The following is a 17,454-nucleotide window of genomic DNA, read 5'->3' as shown; positions in this document are numbered from 1 at the left end:
GTTCAGGAGTCTAGCGATGAGTACCGACGAAAAACGCGTTCGCGAATTTGCCTATCAGATCTGGGAATCGGAAGGAAAACCCGAGGGCGAGGAAGCCCGTCACTGGGCGATGGCCCGCAAGCTGGCGGAAGCCGAAGCCCTGGCGCCGAGTAAATCGCCGAAAGCGGCCGGTAGCAAAACGGCGGGCGCTAAACCTGCCGTGAGCAAGACCGCCAATGGCAAGGCCGGCGAGCCAAAAACCAAAGCCAAGGCTAAACCGGCCGCTGCTGCGACGGTGATTCCGCCTGGCGAAAAAGCCGCCGAGAAGAAACCTCGCGCAGCGCGTAAGCCGCCTGCGGTCTGACGCTTCCCGGCACTGTCCAGAATGAACCCGTGGCGAGCCCCCTCGCCATTGTGGACGCGCTCGTCCGGAAATCCTGAACGCGGCCGATGCGGTCGTCCCGGTAGGAGCTGCCGAAGGCTGCGATCTTTTGATGTTCAAGATCAAAAGATCGCAGCCTTCGGCAGCTCCTACCGATTGAGGTTCACCCGACACGAGCGTTTGAGGCCCACCGGTAATAAATCGTTATCCCCTTTTTTGCAGGAGCATCTATGACCAGTCCAAACAAATCCGCGCCCGAACCTCGCGCCGAGGCCTCGCGAATCCGCGAAGGCCTGCCCTTCCCGCTGGGCGCCACCTGGGATGGCCTGGGGGTCAACTTTGCCTTGTTTTCCGCCAACGCGACCAAGGTCGAACTGTGCATCTTCGACGATGCCGGTGAAGTCGAACTGGAACGCATCGAGCTGCCGGAATACACCGACGAGATTTACCACGGCTACTTGCCCGACGCCCATCCCGGCATGATTTACGGCTACCGCGTTTACGGTGCCTATGACCCGGCGAACGGCCACCGCTTCAACCACAACAAACTGCTGATCGACCCGTACGCCAAGCAATTGGTCGGCGAATTGAAATGGTCCGAAGCCCTGTTTGGCTACACCATCGGCCATCCTGACGCCGACCTCAGTTTCGACGAACGTGACAGCGCGCCGTTTGTGCCCAAATGCAAAGTCATTGACCCGGCGCACACCTGGGGCAACGACCATCGCGTCAGCGTGCCGTGGGACAAGACAATCATTTATGAAACCCACGTGCGCGGCATCAGCATGCGCCACCCTTCCGTCCCCGAAAACGTGCGCGGCACCTTCGCCGGGTTGATGGTCGATGACGTGCTGGAACACATCCGCAAGCTGGGCGTTTCGACCGTGGAATTGCTGCCGATTCACGCCTTTGTCAATGATCAGCATTTGCTGCACAAAGGCATGACCAATTATTGGGGCTACAACAGCATCGCCTTCTTCGCCCCGGACCCGCGCTACCTGGCCAGCGGCAAGATCGCCGAGTTCAAGGAGATGGTCGCGCACCTGCACGAGGCCAATCTGGAAGTGATCCTCGACGTGGTCTACAACCACACCGCCGAGGGCAACGAACAAGGCCCGACCCTGTCAATGCGCGGCATCGACAACGCCTCGTACTACCGCTTGATGCCCGACGACAAGCGCTTCTACATCAATGATTCCGGGACCGGCAACACCCTGGACCTGAGTCACCCGTGCGTGCTGCAAATGGTCACCGACTCCCTGCGCTATTGGGCCACGGAAATGCACGTGGACGGTTTCCGCTTCGACCTGGCGACCATTCTCGGGCGTTATCACGATGGCTTCGACGAGCGTCACAGCTTCCTCGTCGCCTGCCGTCAGGACCCGGTGCTGCGTCAGGTGAAAATGATTGCCGAGCCATGGGACTGCGGCCCCGGTGGCTATCAGGTCGGTGGCTTTCCACCGGGCTGGGTCGAGTGGAACGACAAATTCCGCGACACCGTGCGCGCCTTCTGGAAAGGTGACGAAGGCCAACTGGCCGACTTTGCGAGCCGCATGACGGCCTCGGGCGAGATGTTCAACCAGCGCGGTCGCCGTCCGTACGCGTCGGTGAATTTCATCACCGCCCACGACGGTTTCACCCTCAATGACCTGGTGTCGTACAACGACAAACACAACGAAGCCAACGACGAGAACAATCAGGACGGCAGCAACAACAACCTGTCCTGGAACCACGGCGTCGAAGGCCCGACCGACGATCCCGAGATCAACGAACTGCGCCAGCGACAAATGCGCAACTTCTTCGCCACGCTGCTGCTGTCCCAAGGCACGCCGATGCTGGTGGCCGGTGACGAGTTTGCCCGCACCCAGGACGGCAACAACAACGCCTATTGCCAGGACAGTGAGATCGGCTGGGTCAATTGGGACCTGAGCGAAGACGGCAAGGCCTTGCTGAAATTCGTCAAACGCCTGATCAAGCTGCGCCTGACCTACCCGATCCTGCGTCGCGGGCGCTTCCTGGTGGGTAACTACAACGAAGACATCGGCGTCAAAGACGTCACCTGGCTCGCGCCGGATGGCAGTGAAATGAGCATCGAACAATGGGAAGAAGCGCACGGCAAATGCCTCGGCATGCTGCTCGATGGCCGCGCACAGGAAACCGGGATTCGCCGCAAGGGCGGTGACGCGACTTTGCTGCTGGTGGTCAACGCGCACCACGACGTCGTCAACTTCACCTTGCCGGAAGTCCCGGACGGCGGTTTCTGGACCTGCATGATCGACACCAACCAACCGTCGATTCGCGGTCAGGAACGGTTTGAGTTCGGCCACGAATATTCGGTCACCGGCCGCTCGTTGCTGCTGTTCGAATTGCAGCATGAGGAAGAAGAGTGAAATGGAGCTACAGGCCTTTCTTGATCGACAGTCACCGGATTACGCCGACACTCAGGCGTTAGGACGGTGTCTGCGGGCGTTGGTCGAGGCGGGTCTCGATCAACTTCCGCTGCCGGGCAGCGGGCGGACACTGGAGCGGTTTCAGCGTCTGGCCGAGGTCGGCGGGCACGATCTGGGTCTGTGCAAATTGTACGAGGGGCATACCGACGCCTTGGCCATCATCCAGCAACTCGGTGGTTCGCCCACGCCTTCCAGCACCTGGGGGATGTGGGCCGCCGAGCCGCCGGACGCTCGGGTGCAGGTCAGTCCTCACGGTCAATTAGTGGTGCTGAACGGACGCAAAGCCTGGTGCTCGGGGGCGGCGGTATTGAGCCACGCGCTGCTGACGGCGTGGGATGAGCAGGATCGACAGCAACTGGTGGCGGTGGCGCTGGACCAACCCGGCGTGACCGTCACCGATGTCGGCTGGCAAGCGGTGGGCATGAACGCCACCGGCAGCGTCGAGGTGCTGTTCGACGCTGCCGAGGCGCAGGCCATCGGCAACCCCGGTGACTACTTGCAACGGCCGGGTTTCTGGCAAGGCGGAATCGGTATCGCGGCGTGCTGGTATGGCGCTGCGCAAAGCCTTGCCGAACGCCTGCGCAGTCACTGCGCCCAGCGCGACGAACCTCACGCCCTCGCCCATTTGGGCGCGGTCGACAGCGCGTTGCACGCCGCCGCCACGGTACTGCGATTCAGCGCCCTGAGCATTGATGCCGCGCCCCAGGACGATGCCGAACGCCTCGCCCGGCGCGCCCGAGCGGTGGTGGAAAACGCCGTCGAACAAGTCATCCGGCACGTTGGCCATGCCCTCGGTGCCGGTCCCTATTGCAAGGACCGGCAGTTCGCCCGACTGATCGCCGATCTGCCGGTCTTCCTGCGTCAAAGCCACGCCGAGCGCGATCTCGCCGCCCTCGGCAGCCACGTTACCAACGGAACATGGACGTTATGAAATCCAACCCCATTGTCGGTCAAGGTACGCCGTTGCACGTGTGGCAGACCTCCAGCCACCTGACGCAATTGCCGATGATCGACATTCTGGCGCTGGTCCCCGAAGGCGCTCGCGCCGTGATCATTGCGCCGCATCCGGACGATGAAGTGCTGGGCTGTGGCGGTTTTCTTCAGGTGTTGGCCGCCGCTGGCCGGCCGTTGCAACTGATCTCGGTCACCGATGGCAGTGCCAGCCACCCCGGCTCCCGGCGCTGGCCGGTGGAACGCTTGAGCGCGGTGCGCCCGCAAGAGTCGGCCGAAGCCTTGCGTCGTCTCGGCTTGCCGCTGCACAGCCTGAAATGGTTGCGCGGCGGCTTCGCGGACAGTCAGGTGGCGGCACGTGAAAGCGAATTAGCCCAGTTCATTGAGCGTTACCTGCGCCCCACCGATGTGGTCTTTACCACGTGGCGCGAAGACGGTCATTGCGATCACGAAGCGGTGGGCCGGGCGAGTGCATTAGCGGCGAATCGCGTCGGCGCGACACTGCACGAATTACCGGTCTGGACCTGGCACTGGGCAACACCCGAAGACAGTCTCATCCCTTGGCACCGAGCGCGGAAGATCCACCTGACCCCGGCGCTGGTTGCCCGCAAGCGCCACGCGATCCATGCCTTCGCCAGCCAACTGGAAGGCGACCCACAGATCGGCCTGGCGCCCGTGCTCGCTCCCTACGTGCTCGACCGTTTGTTGCAACCTTTTGAGGTGGTGTTTCTATGAGCGTCGAGGATCGCTATTTCGACGGATTGTTCGCCGGCAGCGACGATCCCTGGGCGTTTCGTCAGCGCTGGTACGAACAGCGCAAACGCGCGATCACTCTCGCCGCATTGCCCCGCCCGCGCTACCGTTCGGTGTTCGAGCCCGGCTGCGCGAATGGCGAACTGAGTGCCGGACTGGCCGCCCGCTGCGACCGCCTGTTGTGCTGCGACACCGCGGCCGCTGCCGTGACTCTGGCGCGCACGCGACTGAGTCCGTTCAACCATGCCGAAGTGCGCCAGGGCCGCTTGCCCGGCGACTGGCCCAACGAACAGTTCGACCTGATCGTCCTCAGCGAAGTCGGCTACTACCTGGACGCCGATGACCTCAAGCAATTGATCCTGCAAGCCAGCCAATCACTCACCGCCGACGGCCAGCTGCTGGCCTGTCATTGGCGCCCTCCGATTGACGGCTGCCCGCTGAACGCCCGCCAGGTCCATGACTTGCTGCACGAGCATTTGCATCTGCCGCGCCTGGTGCTGCATCAGGAGGCCGATTTTCTGCTCGAACTCTGGAGCCGCGAACCGCGCTCGGTGGCGGCTCTGGAGGGCTTGCGATGATTGGCATTTTGATCCCGGCGCACAACGAAGAAGATTTACTCGAAGACTGCCTGCAAGCCGCACTGCGCGCTGCCGAACATGAGCTGCTCGGCGGTGAAACGGTCGAAGTGCTGGTGGTGCTCGACAGTTGCACCGACCGCTCCTCCGACATCGTCGGTAGCTACCCGGTGCATTGCCTGGAGATCGATGCGCGCAATGTCGGTCAGGCCCGCGCCGCCGGGGCACGGTATCTGCTGGAGCGCGGGGTGCGCTGGATTTCCTGCTCCGACGCCGACAGCCGTGTCGCCCATGACTGGCTGGTGGCGCAACTGTCACTCGAGGCGGACGCGGTGTGCGGCACGGTCACCGTGGAGGCGTGGCATGAGTCATTCGATGAGTCGGCGCAGATCCGCTATCACCAGCATTACCAAGCGCGTGAAGGCCACCGGCATGTACACGGCGCCAATCTGGGCATCAGTGCCGAGGCGTATCAGCGTGCCGGCGGTTTCGAACCGCTGGCGTGCGATGAAGACGTGCAACTGGTGCGGCAACTGGAGCGCAGCGGCGCGACGATTGCCTGGAGTCATCGCCCTCAGGTGTTGACCAGCGCCCGATTGGACAGTCGGGCGCGGGGCGGCTTCGGTGATTACCTAAGGGAGCTGGTGCAAGCCGGATAAAAATGAACTGGTTGGAACATCGACGCGACGAATAGCGTGACTTGAGCAATACTCATGCTCGCGGCAATCCAGGGTTTGGAGAGCGCCACACTGCTATCAATCAGCACAAGGACGTAGCCCGATGAAATCCGTTTCCATCAACGACCACAGCCCGTCGGCACAGATCTGGAACAGCGCGCTTCAGCTGGACAATATCCCCGTCATCAACACTCAGGCCCTGGTCCCTGCGGGCGCGCGCGCCGTGGTGATCGCGCCGCATCCCGGCGATGAAGTCGTGACCTGCGGCGGTCTGCTGCAGCTGCTCAGTGCGCTGGACCACCCCTTGCAATTGATCTCGATCACCGATGGCAGCGCCAGTCATCCGGGGTCGCAGCAATGGTCGGAAAAGCGCCTGAGCGTGTTTCGTCCGCAGGAAAGCGTCGAGGCCTTGCGCCGCCTCGGTTTGCCGATGCACAGCCTGAAGTGGATTCGCGGCGGTTTCACCGACAACGCCCTGGCCGAACGCGAGCTTCAACTGACTGAATTCATTGCCCGTTACCTGCGGCCGGGAGACGTGGTGTTCAGTACCTGGTGCGAGGACGGCAATGTCGATCACGACACGGTCGGCCGCGCCAGCGCGAAAGCGGCCGCATTGATCGGGGCGGCATTCACCGAAGTGCCGGTCTGTGCCTGGCACTGGCCGTCGCGCGATCAGGCGCTGATCCCCTGGCACCGCGCCCGCAAGGTTCGCCTCGACAGCTGGACCGTTGCGCGCAAAAGCCACGCCACCCATGCCTACGCCAGCCAGCTCGACGGCGAACCTGCCATCGGCCTTGCTCCTCTTTTGCCCCGGGTGTTGTTGGAGCGGATGCGCTTGCCGTATGAAATTGTGTTTGTTTGAAGATCGAAAGATCAAAAGATCAAAAGATCGCAGCCTTCGGCAGCTCCTACGTGGAAATCGGGTTCGCACTTTGTAGGAGCTGCCGAAGGCTGCGATCTTTTCGCTTGACGACGAATCACGCTGAACTGCCCGCCGCCGCATCAGTCGCATGCATAAGCAACCCGATTCAGAGGAGTAAACGTGACCAGTGATCCCAAACGCCAACCTCTCACGTCGGTACCCTTGAGCATGCCCCCGGCGATCCACCGCCTTCGTGTGCTGACGGTTAACACCCACAAGGGTTTTACCGCCTTCAACCGGCGTTTCATTCTCCCGGAATTGCGTGAAGCGGTGCGCAGTACCTCGGCGGATCTGGTATTTCTGCAGGAAGTCGTCGGCGAACACGAACGCCATTCCTCTCGCTTCAACGATTGGCCGCAAACCTCGCAATACGAATTTCTGGCCGACAGCATGTGGAGCGATTTCGCCTACGGCCGCAACGCGGTGTATCCCCATGGTCACCACGGCAACGCTCTGCTGTCGAAGTACCCGATCCGCGAGTACCGCAACCTCGATGTCTCGATCACCGGCCCCGAGCGTCGCGGGCTGTTGCATTGCGTGCTGGATGTGCCGGGCCACGCCGAAGTCCACGCGATCTGCGTGCACTTGAGCCTGCTGGAAAGCCATCGCCAACTGCAGCTGCAACTGCTCTGCCAACTGCTCGAATCCCTGCCCGACGATGCCCCGGTGATCATCGCCGGCGACTTCAACGACTGGCAGCTGCAAGGCAACGCCGCCCTCGCCCGCCGCGATTACCTGCATGAAGCCTTCGAACGCCATCACGGTCGTCCGGCGAAAACCTATCCGGCGCGGTTTCCGCTACTGCGCCTGGACCGAATCTACCTGCGCAACGCCACTAGCCATGATCCGCAGATCCTGGGCAACAAGCCGTGGACGCACCTGTCGGATCACTTGCCGTTGGCAGTCGAGGTGCATATTTGACGCACCTGCGAGCCAGACTCCTTTCGCCCAATGTAAAAAAATAGTTGCTCTACCTGTCACTTATGACAGGACACTCGCTCAATCCCTGCTGTTACGGTGCGTCTACCGTAACAGCGAGGTGGCGAGCAATGACATTTTCGGCAGAGTTGCCCAAGTATCGTTATTCGGCCTGCGCCGTCTCCCTTTGGTTATGTGTGGGCTGGTCCCAGACCGCCCAGGCGGCCTGCTCGCTTGCACCCACCGCCGGCAACGATAACTTCACCTGTGACAGCGGCAGCAGTGGGCCGCTGACCGACTTGTCAGGCAACAACACCCTGACTTTCCCTGGTAACGGCAGCGGCGTCATCAATGGCAATGTCACCTTTGGCGCCGGCACCGACACAGTAAATCTAAGTTCCGGCACGATCGTGGGCGCTGTCATTCAGGGTGATGGCGCCGACCATTTCAGCATGAGCGCCGGCCAGATTACGGGCGCGGTCGAACAGGGCAACGGCGTCGATAATTTCAGGATGAGCGGCGGTACCCTCAAGTCATTGGCGCAAGGTGACAGCCGCGACTTTTTTCTGATGACCGGAGGCACGATTACCGATGCGTTCGAGGATGGCGACACCGCCACAATGACCGCCGGCACCATCGGCCGGGTCGACATGAAGCTCGACGATAATCGATTCGACCTGTCTGGCGGCACCATCCTGGGCAATCTGGTGACGGGCTTCGGCCGCGACACGATCATCGTGTCCGGCGGCAAAATTGGCGGCAACCTCAGCGTCAGCGGCGGCAACGACAGCATCACCGTGACCGGCGGCGAAATCGTCGGTGAGATTCGCGCCAGCACCGGCAACGACACGTTCGTCTGGAATGGCGGCGGCTCACTCCGCTCGGCGGTCCTCATGGGTGACGGCAACGACACTGCTACCCTGGACAATCTCGGCGAAAGCACCCTGGGCATTACGCCGAACGTCGACGGTGGAAACGGCACCGACCTGCTGACCTTCGACGGTAGCACCTCGGCCGGCGCTGCCCGCTATACCGGCTGGGAAACGGTCAACCTGAACAACAGATCGCGCCTGGACCTGGACGGCACGTTCCGCCTGGGCGACAGCACCACCGGCACGGGCGTGTTCAATATCGACGGCAGCAGCACGCTGACGTCGGTTCAGGGCAGCATCGCAGCGTTCACCCCCGGCCAGTCTGTGACCCTGAACAACAGCGGCGTGATCGACCTCGCCAGCGGCAATTCGCGAACCAATGACACTCTGACCGTGCAGGGTAATTACGTGGGCAGCGGCGGCCAGTTGTTCCTGCAAACGGCGGTGGCTGATGACGCCTCCGCCAGCGATAAGCTGGTGGTGGAAAATGGCACCTTGACCGGCAACACCCTAATCACAGTGACCAACGTCGGCGGCGCGGGCGCCCTGACTCAGCAAAACGGTATTCAACTAGTGCAGGCTCTGGGCTCGGCTGTCAGCGACAACACAGCGTTTTCGCTGAAAAATCAGGTATCCGCCGGGGCCTACGATTACCGGCTGTTCAAGGGCGGCGTCACAGCCGGCAGCGAAAACAGCTGGTACCTGCGCTCATCCGTGGTGGCCCCGCCGCTGGTTCTGATGGCCAATCCCGACCCGACTCTGCCGCCGATTCTGGTTCCCCTTGTGGCTGCGCCGGTCGCCGCCGTTGGCACACCGGCACTGCCCGCCGCGGTACCGGGTGCTGCGCCAATCCCCCTCTATCGACCCGAGGTCCCTACCTGGTCGGTGCTGCCGCCCGCCGCCGCGCGGTTGGCCATGGATGCGCTCGGCACCTTTCATGACCGCCAGGGCGACCAACGCCTGCTCACGGAAACCGGAGCCTTTTCTGCCGGCTGGGGCCGGGTCTACGGCAAGCGTTTCGAGCAGACCTGGGAAGGTACCGTTTCACCGAAACTCGACGGTTCACTCAAGGGCTTTCAAGTCGGCCACGATCTGTTCAGTTCCCAATTGGACAGCGGGCAAACCCAGCGCAGCGGTTTGTTCATCGGCCAGAGCCGTTTGAAAGGTGACGTCGACGGCTTCAATCAGGGTTTCAAAGGCAAGCGCGCCGGCAAGCTAGAACTCGAAGGGCAAAGTCTCGGCGCCTACTGGACCTTGACTGATCGCGCCGGTGGCTACCTCGATATCGTGGCAATGCAAACCTGGCTCGACGGCGAAAATCGCTCGGAACGCGGGTTAAAAATCGACAACGACGGTCAGGTCTTGAGCCTGTCTGCGGAAACCGGGAAGCCGTTTTCGCTGACCGATGATTGGGTGATCGAAACCCAGGCCCAAGTGATCTATCAAAAAGTAAAACTCGACACTCAGGACGACGGCATCTCCCGCGTCGCCTTCGATTCCGACGGTGCGTGGACGGGTCGCCTGGGCGCTCGACTCAAAGGCAACTATGCGATCAAGGGGCTGCCAGTCGAACCCTGGTTGCGCGCCAATCTCTGGCACACGCTTTCGGGCACTGACACCGTGAAATTCGATAACGACCCGATCACCACCCGGCAAAAATCCTCGTCTGCAGAGGTTGGCGTCGGCGTTGTGGCGACCCTCGCGCGTTCCGTCAGCGTGTACGCCAGCGTCGACTACAGCCGCAATATCGACAGCAATGAAATGAGTGGGGTGGTCGGCAATCTGGGCCTGCGCATGAGTTGGTAAGCCGATAGCCAGCTACCCAAAAGCCTCTGGATCAGGGTTTTGTGGATGTTTTTTCGCACAAACAAACACTTAGATCACGCCGACAAATCAGTCACTTGCAGTTGTTGAAATAGCACGACCACTTATCGGCCATTTTCTTGACGCAGGGGCTGCGGTCTTCTTAGCTACACCTTACTACCCCCGGAAGTACCACCCGGAGCAACCCACCAGACACCCGTCAGAACGGGAGGCCAGCGGCTTGCCCCAATCCATTCGGTCGCCCCTCAATCGGGGTAGGAGAGACGCCAGAGCGAGATTCCGCATGCGACTGCAAGGTAGACCTCCATGAAAACTTCTTTCACCCCACAAGAGATCAAAGTCACTTTTTGCACTGTCTCGAGTTCACTCGTGCTGTGCTCCTCCATGGAACTGCAGGCCTCGCCTGCCGAGGAAGAAACAGCCCCCTGGTACGACCAGGAGGTCCCGGTGCTGACATTGCCGGCCCTCGCGACAACGTATGCCGGCCGGTTCAGCGCCGCGTCTGATGTACGAAGTTCGCGCCTGACCATCGAAGACGCCTCACCGTCGGCCTGGGACCAACTCTATGGGCAGGCATCGCGCCAGGCCCAAACCGATTATCAAACCCAGGGATCAACCCTGCCTGACGCCAACCAGAACAAGGGCCCGGCGATCCTCACGTTGCAAAGTGGCAGCGGCCACACCCAGCAGGTCGGCCTGATCGGCGGCTACAGCCAGATTCAGGGCAACAGCAACGGTTTGCTCACCAGTCGCGCCCTCGCCGACCCCACCACCGACACCCTTAACCTGCAAGGCCAGAGCCTCGGCGCCTACTGGAGCCTGACCGGGCCCCAAGGCTGGCACGTGGATCTGTCGGCCAGCGGCGGACGCGTCAACGGCTTCAGCCGTAACGAACAGGGTGCACGGCAGGCAACCGAAGGCAGCGCGGTGAGGTTCTCGGTGGAAGGTGGCTTCCCGATCGGTTTGAGTGACAACTGGGTCGTTGAACCGCAGGCGCAGTTGATCAACCAGCGCATCACCCTCGACACGCCGTATGCCGGTTCCGGCAGGGCATCGTCCAGCGACCTCACGTCCTGGAGCGGCCGGGTCGGTGCGCGCTTGAAAGGTAGTTACGACATCAACGGCTTCGGGGTCGAACCCTATGTGCGGACCAACTTGTGGCACACGGTGTACACCGGTAATACCGTGACCCTGGATCAGGTCGACAAGATCAGCAGCAGCCGCAATTCCTCCACCGTCGAAGTGGGGTTGGGACTGGTCGCCAGGGTAACGCCCGCAGTCAGCCTGTATGTCAGCGCCGATTACAGCAGTGACGTGGATGACAATGATCTGAATGGGTTGATTGGCAGTCTGGGTGTGCGGATGCGGTGGTGAGCGTTTTACCGTGAGAGATTCGGTGTCGATAGAAAGCCATCGCGGGCAAGCCCGCTCCCACAAGTTCGGCGTGAACCTGTGGGAGCGGGCTTGCCCGCGATGGCAGCAACTCGGTTTCTAACTCACCCCGCCGGCCGCAACATCAACACCGCCAACGGCGGCAAATTCAACACCAGCGAATCCGCTTGCCCATGGCTCGGCTCTTCCTCCGTAAGCGCCCCGCCGCCATTGCCGTAATTGGAACCCGCATATTTCTCCGCATCACTGTTCACCACCTCCTCCCACCGCCCGGCGAACGGCACGCCGATGCGATAGGCCTCGCGTGGTACCGGGGTGAAGTTGGCGACGACCAACACCGGTCGCCCGTCCCGGCTCCAGCGCAGGAACGCGTAAACACTGTTGATTGCATCATCGCCAATCAACCACTGGAAGCCTTGCGGTTTGTCGTCCTGATCGTGCAAGGCCGGCTCTTCGCGGTACAGCCGGTTGAGGTCGCCGACCAATGCCTTGACGCCCTGGTGTTCCGAGTACTGCAACAGATACCAGTCCAGTTGCTGATCGTGATTCCACTCGCGCCACTGACCAAATTCGCAACCCATGAACAACAGCTTCTTGCCCGGATGCGCCCACATGAAGCTCAGGTACGCCCGCAGGTTGGCAAACTTCTGCCAGCGGTCGCCGGGCATTTTGTCGATCAGCGAGTGTTTGCCGTGGACCACTTCGTCGTGAGAGATCGGCAGGATGAAGCGCTCGGACCAGGCATACACCAGACCGAAACTCAACTCGTTGTGGTGATGCCCGCGGTAGACCGGGTCTTGCTGGATGTAATGCAGCGAATCGTGCATCCAGCCCATGTTCCATTTGTAATCGAAACCCAGGCCGCCCTGTTGCGTGCTCTGGCTGACGCCGGGCCACGCGGTGGATTCTTCGGCGATCACCAGTGCGCCGGGCGCTTCGAGGTTGACCACATCGTTGAGGTGGCGCAGGAAGTCGATGGCTTCGAGGTTTTCCCGACCGCCGTGACGGTTCGGCACCCATTCACCCGCTTTGCGCGAATAATCGCGATACAGCATCGACGCCACCGCATCGACACGCAGGCCGTCGATGTGGAAATGCTTGAGCCAGTGCAACCCCGACGCGAGCATGTAGCCGTGCACTTCGGTGCGGCCAAGGTTGTAGATCAGCGTGTCCCAATCCTGGTGGAAGCCTTCCTGCGGGTTGCCGTATTCATACAGCGCGGTGCCGTCGAATTGGGCCAGGCCGTGGGTATCGGTCGGGAAATGCGCCGGCACCCAATCAAGGATCACGCCGATATCGGCCAGGTGGCAGGCGTTGACGAACGCAGCGAAGTCATCCGGCGAACCGTAACGGGCGCTGGGGGCAAACTGTGAGAGCAGTTGGTAACCCCACGAACCGCCGAACGGATGCTCCATGATCGGCATCAGTTCGATGTGGGTGAAGCCCAGTTCCTTCACATACGGAATCAAGCGTTCGCCCAACTCGTGCCAGGTGTACTGGCGAGCGACTTCGCCCAGATCGTCCAGCTCGCATTGCCAGGAACCGGCGTGCAATTCGTAGATCGACAGCGGTGCGCTGGGTTGCGAACGCTCGACCCGCGCCGCCATCCACTCTTGATCCTGCCAATCGATGTTCAGCGGCGACGCGACTTTCGAGGCTGTGTCCGGCGGCAACGTGGTGGCGAGGGCCATCGGGTCCGCCTTGAGCGGCAGAATGCCGTGGGCGCCGAGGATCTCGTATTTGTAGGCTTCGCCCGCCTGCAGGCGCGGGATGAACAATTCCCAGACGCCGGTCGGATGACGCAGGCGCATTGGGTGACGACGGCCGTCCCAGTTGTTGAAATCACCGACCACCGACACCCGTTTGGCGTTCGGTGCCCACACGGCGAAACGCACGCCGTCGATGCCATCGACGTTTTTCAGCTGCGCGCCGAGGCAACTGCTCAGGTCACGGTGATTGCCTTCGGCGAACAGGTACAAATCCATCTCGCCGAGTAACGGACCAAAGCTGTAGGGGTCTTCCGACGTTTGCTCGCCACCCGCCCAGCGCGTGCGCAACACATACGGCTGCGCACGATCGAAATGGCCGACAAACAGCCCAGGCGTTTCAGTCGCCTCAAGGCTGCCGAGTTCTTCGCCGGAGTCTTTGGCCAACACCTGCACACTTAACGCGTCGGGCAGATACGCCCGGATGAATTGACCGCCGGCGTCGTCGCCGTGCGGGCCGAGAATTGCAAAGGGGTCCGGGTGTTCGGCGCGCACCAGTGCGTCGATGTCCCGCGATCCGGGCAGTAACGCTTCTTTAGCGTGACCCTGTTCCTTGTTCGAGAAACTCATGACTACTCTCCACCAAGATCGGAAAAGGGTTTAAGCCCACTCAATAATCCATATAAACCGTGCAAAGGCACGGGCAGCCAGGTTGGCCGGTTCTCTGCCTCATAGGCCACCTCATACGCCGCCTTCTCCAGACCGAACAACGCCAGCGCGGCGTCCTCGCCTTCCGGATCTTGCCACGCATGAGCAAGACTAGCTGCCGCCAGCCGATAAGCGTCGACAAATGCCTGTTTCGCTTCATTTAAATAGCGCTCGGAAACGCGCTGGCGTGCCGCTTGGGCCTCGGCAGTGTGGTCGACGTTGTGCACGTTGATCGCCATCGCGGCCGCATAGTCGAACGAACGCAACACGCCACTCACATCTTTGTACGGGCTGTGCTTGCCGCGCCGCTCAGGCAATGGCCGCGCCGGTTCGCCTTCGAAGTCGATCAGGTAGGCATCGCCCTTGATCACCAGCACTTGCCCGAGGTGCAAGTCGCCGTGCACGCGAATCCGCAGGCCGCCGGCGGCTTTCTTGCCCAGTTCCTGAACGTGGCTGAGGATGGCTTTTTTGTTGTCCAGCAGACGCGTGACCAGGGTTTTGTCCGCCGCATTCAGTTCGCCTTGATGCTGCTTGAGCAACTTCAACGCGTGCTCCATTTGCGCCGCGACGTCCTTGGCCGACGCCAGGGCGTCTTTCTGCGAGGTCACTTGCGGCGCGAAGTCCGGGTCATCGGTAGGCGCTGCCAATACCTGATGCATCTCCCCCAAACGCTGACCGAGCATCCCGGCAAAATCCTTCAGCTCGCCGAGGGCGTTGTAATGCTGTTCCTGCTCGGAGATGGCGTCTGCCAATTCATCGCGCAACGCCCGTTCGAGGTTGTTCTGCGTCCACTCCCATGCATCGCCCTGATTGCTCAGGTAACCCTGAGCGATCATCAACAGGTTGTCTTCGCCCTGCGCATCGCGGCGCACCACCGAACCCAGCAGCGGCGAGATGTTGGCAAAACCGGCGTTGGTCAGGTAGGCACTCATCTCCAGTTCCGGATGCACGCCCGAGGCGACCTTGCGGATCAGTTTCAGCACCAGGCTTTTGCCGATCACCACTGAGCTGTTGGACTGCTCGGCGGACAGGTAGCGCACTTCCGATTCCGCGGTCAGGCCCAGCTTGGCCAGCTCGGCGGTCGGTTCAAAACGAATCTCGCCACCATCGGATGGCAACACGGTGTTGTCCTGCATGCCCTGCAGGACGGCGCGGATGAAGCTTTCGAGGCTGAACGCATCGGTGATCAAACCCACCTGCGGCCCCCGTCGTACTCGTGACAGCGCCAGTTGCTGCGGCAATGCCGGGCCGACATGATCATCGGCAATGAAGCCGAACGGCAGTTGATAACGGCTGGTGAGCCCGCCGCTGGTGACTTCGATTTCGCTCAACAGCACCGGGTGCTCGGCGTCACCGAAGCGCACGCCGTAAGCCAGGCTGACCGTGTCGATCGCCGCGCCCTTGCCGGCAAACCAGCGACGGTTCTGCAACCAGTTCGGCAGGATGCTTTGCTCCAGCGTGCCGCGGGACGGCGCTTCGAGCAGTTCTTCCATGCGTTTTTTCAGCACCAGTGTGGTGAAGTCCGGCAGGCTTTGCGCCGGTTCTACGTGCCAGCTAGGCATTTGATTCTCCGCGGCGAGTGCAAACCAGTAAAAGCCGTAAGGCGCCAGGGTCAGGAGGAAATTCAATTGGCCGATCGGCGGGAACGCGTTACCGCCGAGCATTTCGACCGGAACCATGCCGACGTAGGCCGACAAGTCCAGTTCCGCCGCTTGCGCACTGCGCGACACGTTGGCCACGCACAGGATGATTTCGTGCTTGCCGTCCGCCCCGGTGAATTCGCGGGTGTAGGCCAGAATTCGACGGTTGCTCGGCGAGAGCATTTTCAGCGTGCCGCGACCGAACGCCTTGGATTGCTTGCGCACGGCGAGCATGCGCCGGGTCCAGTTGAGCAGCGAATGCGGATCGCCGGCCTGGGTTTCGACGTTGACCGACAGGTAGCCGTATTGCGGGTCCATGATCGGCGGCAGCACCAGGCTGGCCGGGTCGGCGCGGGAGAATCCGCCGTTACGGTCAATCGACCACTGCATCGGCGTGCGCACGCCGTCGCGGTCGCCGAGGTAGATGTTGTCGCCCATGCCGATTTCATCGCCGTAGTACATCGTCGGCGTGCCGGGCATCGACAGCAGCAGGCTATTGAGCAGTTCGACGCGGCGACGGTCGCGCTCCATCAGCGGTGCGAGGCGGCGGCGAATGCCCAGGTTGATCCGCGCCCGACGGTCCGCCGCGTAGTAATTCCACAGGTAATCGCGCTCCTTGTCGGTGACCATTTCCAGGGTCAATTCATCGTGGTTGCGCAGGAAAATCGCCCACTGACAATTGGCCGGGATTTCCGGGGTCTGGCGCAGAATGTCGGTGATCGGAAAACGGTCTTCCTGGGCCAGCGCCATGTACATGCGCGGCATCAACGGGAAGTGGAACGCCATGTGGCATTCGTCGCCGTTCATGCCTTTTTTATCGGTGTCACCGAAATACAGCTGGGTGTCTTCCGGCCATTGGTTGGCCTCGGCGAGCAGCATGCGGTCGGGGTAGTTGGCGTCGATTTCGGCGCGGATCTGCTTGAGAACGCTGTGGGTCTCGGGCAGGTTTTCGTTGTTGGTGCCGTCGCGCTCGATCAGGTACGGAATGGCATCCAGACGCAAGCCGTCGATGCCCATGTCGAGCCAGTAACGCATCACCGACAGCACCGCTTTCATGACTTGCGGGTTATCGAAATTCAGGTCTGGCTGATGCGAATAGAAACGGTGCCAGAAGTATTGGCCGGCGACCGGATCCCAGGTCCAGTTGGATTTTTCGGTGTCGAGAAAAATGATGCGGGTGCCGTCGTATTTCTGGTCGTCATCGGACCAGACATAGAAATCCCGCGCCGCCGAGCCGGGCTTGGCTTTGCGCGCCCGCTGGAACCAGGCGTGCTGATCCGAAGTGTGGTTGATGACCAGTTCGGTGATGACCCGCAACCCGCGTTTATGGGCTTCGGCGATAAAGCGCTTGGCGTCGGCCATGGTCCCGTAATCGCTGTGCACGCCCCGGTACTCGGCGATGTCGTAGCCATCATCGCGGCGTGGCGAGGGGTAGAACGGCAGGAGCCAGATGGTGTTGACGCCAAGGTCGGCAATGTAATCGAGTTTGGCGATCAGACCGGGAAAGTCGCCGATCCCGTCATTGTTGGAGTCGAAAAAAGACTTAACGTGTACTTGGTAAATCACCGCATCCTTGTACCAGAGCGGGTCCTTGATAAAGGTGGCAGCCTTGGGTTTCTTCGCCATTTGAAACTCCTGTTGAATTCGATAAAACCCTCACCCCGATGAACCCCGGTAGGAGCTGCCGAAGGCTGCGATCTTTTGA

12 protein-coding genes are annotated in these 17,454 nt (G+C 61.4%); 10 read left to right on the top strand and 2 right to left on the bottom strand.

Annotation, left to right across the window (positions count from 1 at the left end):
* Nucleotides 1-16 precede the first annotated feature (16 nt).
* The 10 genes from F8N62_RS07550 to F8N62_RS07505 all read left to right on the top strand — a co-directional run bounded on the left by F8N62_RS07550 (nt 17) and on the right by F8N62_RS07505 (nt 11,677).
* Nucleotides 17-343 (top strand): DUF2934 domain-containing protein, encoded by a 327-nt coding sequence (locus F8N62_RS07550; protein ID WP_150710361.1) that lies wholly within the window; start codon nt 17-19, stop codon nt 341-343.
* Nucleotides 344-591: 248 nt separating this feature from the next.
* Nucleotides 592-2,751 (top strand): glycogen debranching protein GlgX, encoded by a 2,160-nt coding sequence (glgX, locus tag F8N62_RS07545; protein WP_150710360.1) that lies wholly within the window; start codon nt 592-594, stop codon nt 2,749-2,751.
* A 1-nt stretch (nt 2,752) separates the two neighbouring features.
* Complete coding sequence (locus F8N62_RS07540; RefSeq protein WP_150710359.1) at nt 2,753-3,742, top strand: acyl-CoA dehydrogenase family protein; 990 nt, start codon at nt 2,753-2,755, stop codon at nt 3,740-3,742.
* Nucleotides 3,739-4,497, top strand: coding sequence for a PIG-L deacetylase family protein (locus F8N62_RS07535; RefSeq protein ID WP_150710358.1), 759 nt, complete (start codon nt 3,739-3,741; stop codon nt 4,495-4,497). Before F8N62_RS07540 ends, F8N62_RS07535 begins: the two co-directional genes overlap by 4 nt.
* Nucleotides 4,494-5,093, top strand: a complete 600-nt coding sequence (locus F8N62_RS07530; protein WP_150710357.1) for an SAM-dependent methyltransferase — start codon at nt 4,494-4,496, stop codon at nt 5,091-5,093. Before F8N62_RS07535 ends, F8N62_RS07530 begins: the two co-directional genes overlap by 4 nt.
* Nucleotides 5,090-5,749 carry a glycosyltransferase gene (locus F8N62_RS07525; protein ID WP_150710356.1) on the top strand — a complete coding sequence of 220 codons (660 nt, stop codon included), beginning with the start codon at nt 5,090-5,092 and terminating at the stop codon, nt 5,747-5,749. The genes F8N62_RS07530 and F8N62_RS07525 overlap by 4 nt, the downstream gene beginning before the upstream one ends.
* 121 nt (nt 5,750-5,870) lie before the next feature.
* Entirely contained in the window at nt 5,871-6,629 is a 759-nt protein-coding gene (locus F8N62_RS07520) for a PIG-L deacetylase family protein (RefSeq protein WP_150710355.1), read from the top strand.
* A 180-nt stretch (nt 6,630-6,809) separates the two neighbouring features.
* The gene (locus F8N62_RS07515; RefSeq protein ID WP_150710354.1) at nt 6,810-7,610 is read left to right on the top strand and encodes an endonuclease/exonuclease/phosphatase family protein; all 801 of its coding nucleotides are present in this window, start codon (nt 6,810-6,812) and stop codon (nt 7,608-7,610) included.
* 128 nt (nt 7,611-7,738) lie between these two features.
* The gene (locus F8N62_RS07510; RefSeq protein ID WP_150710353.1) at nt 7,739-10,285 is read left to right on the top strand and encodes an autotransporter domain-containing protein; all 2,547 of its coding nucleotides are present in this window, start codon (nt 7,739-7,741) and stop codon (nt 10,283-10,285) included.
* A 324-nt stretch (nt 10,286-10,609) separates the two neighbouring features.
* The gene (locus F8N62_RS07505) at nt 10,610-11,677 is read left to right on the top strand and encodes an autotransporter outer membrane beta-barrel domain-containing protein (protein ID WP_150710352.1); all 1,068 of its coding nucleotides are present in this window, start codon (nt 10,610-10,612) and stop codon (nt 11,675-11,677) included.
* A gap of 122 nt (nt 11,678-11,799) precedes the next feature.
* On the opposite strand, the gene glgB is transcribed toward F8N62_RS07505, so the two are convergent.
* Nucleotides 11,800-14,031, bottom strand: coding sequence for a 1,4-alpha-glucan branching protein GlgB (gene glgB, locus F8N62_RS07500; protein ID WP_150710351.1), 2,232 nt, complete (start codon nt 14,029-14,031; stop codon nt 11,800-11,802).
* Nucleotides 14,032-14,033: 2 nt separating this feature from the next.
* On the bottom strand, nt 14,034-17,375 hold the full coding sequence (gene treS / locus F8N62_RS07495; RefSeq protein WP_150710350.1) for a maltose alpha-D-glucosyltransferase: 3,342 nt from the start codon (nt 17,373-17,375) through the stop codon (nt 14,034-14,036).
* Nucleotides 17,376-17,454: the final 79 nt, after the last annotated feature.

The organism is Pseudomonas fluorescens, assembly GCF_902497785.1.
Taxonomy (GTDB): Bacteria; Pseudomonadota; Gammaproteobacteria; order Pseudomonadales; family Pseudomonadaceae; genus Aquipseudomonas; species Aquipseudomonas fluorescens_BO.
Note: the sequence above shows the minus strand (reverse complement) of the source record. Positions and strands in the feature narration are given on the sequence as shown.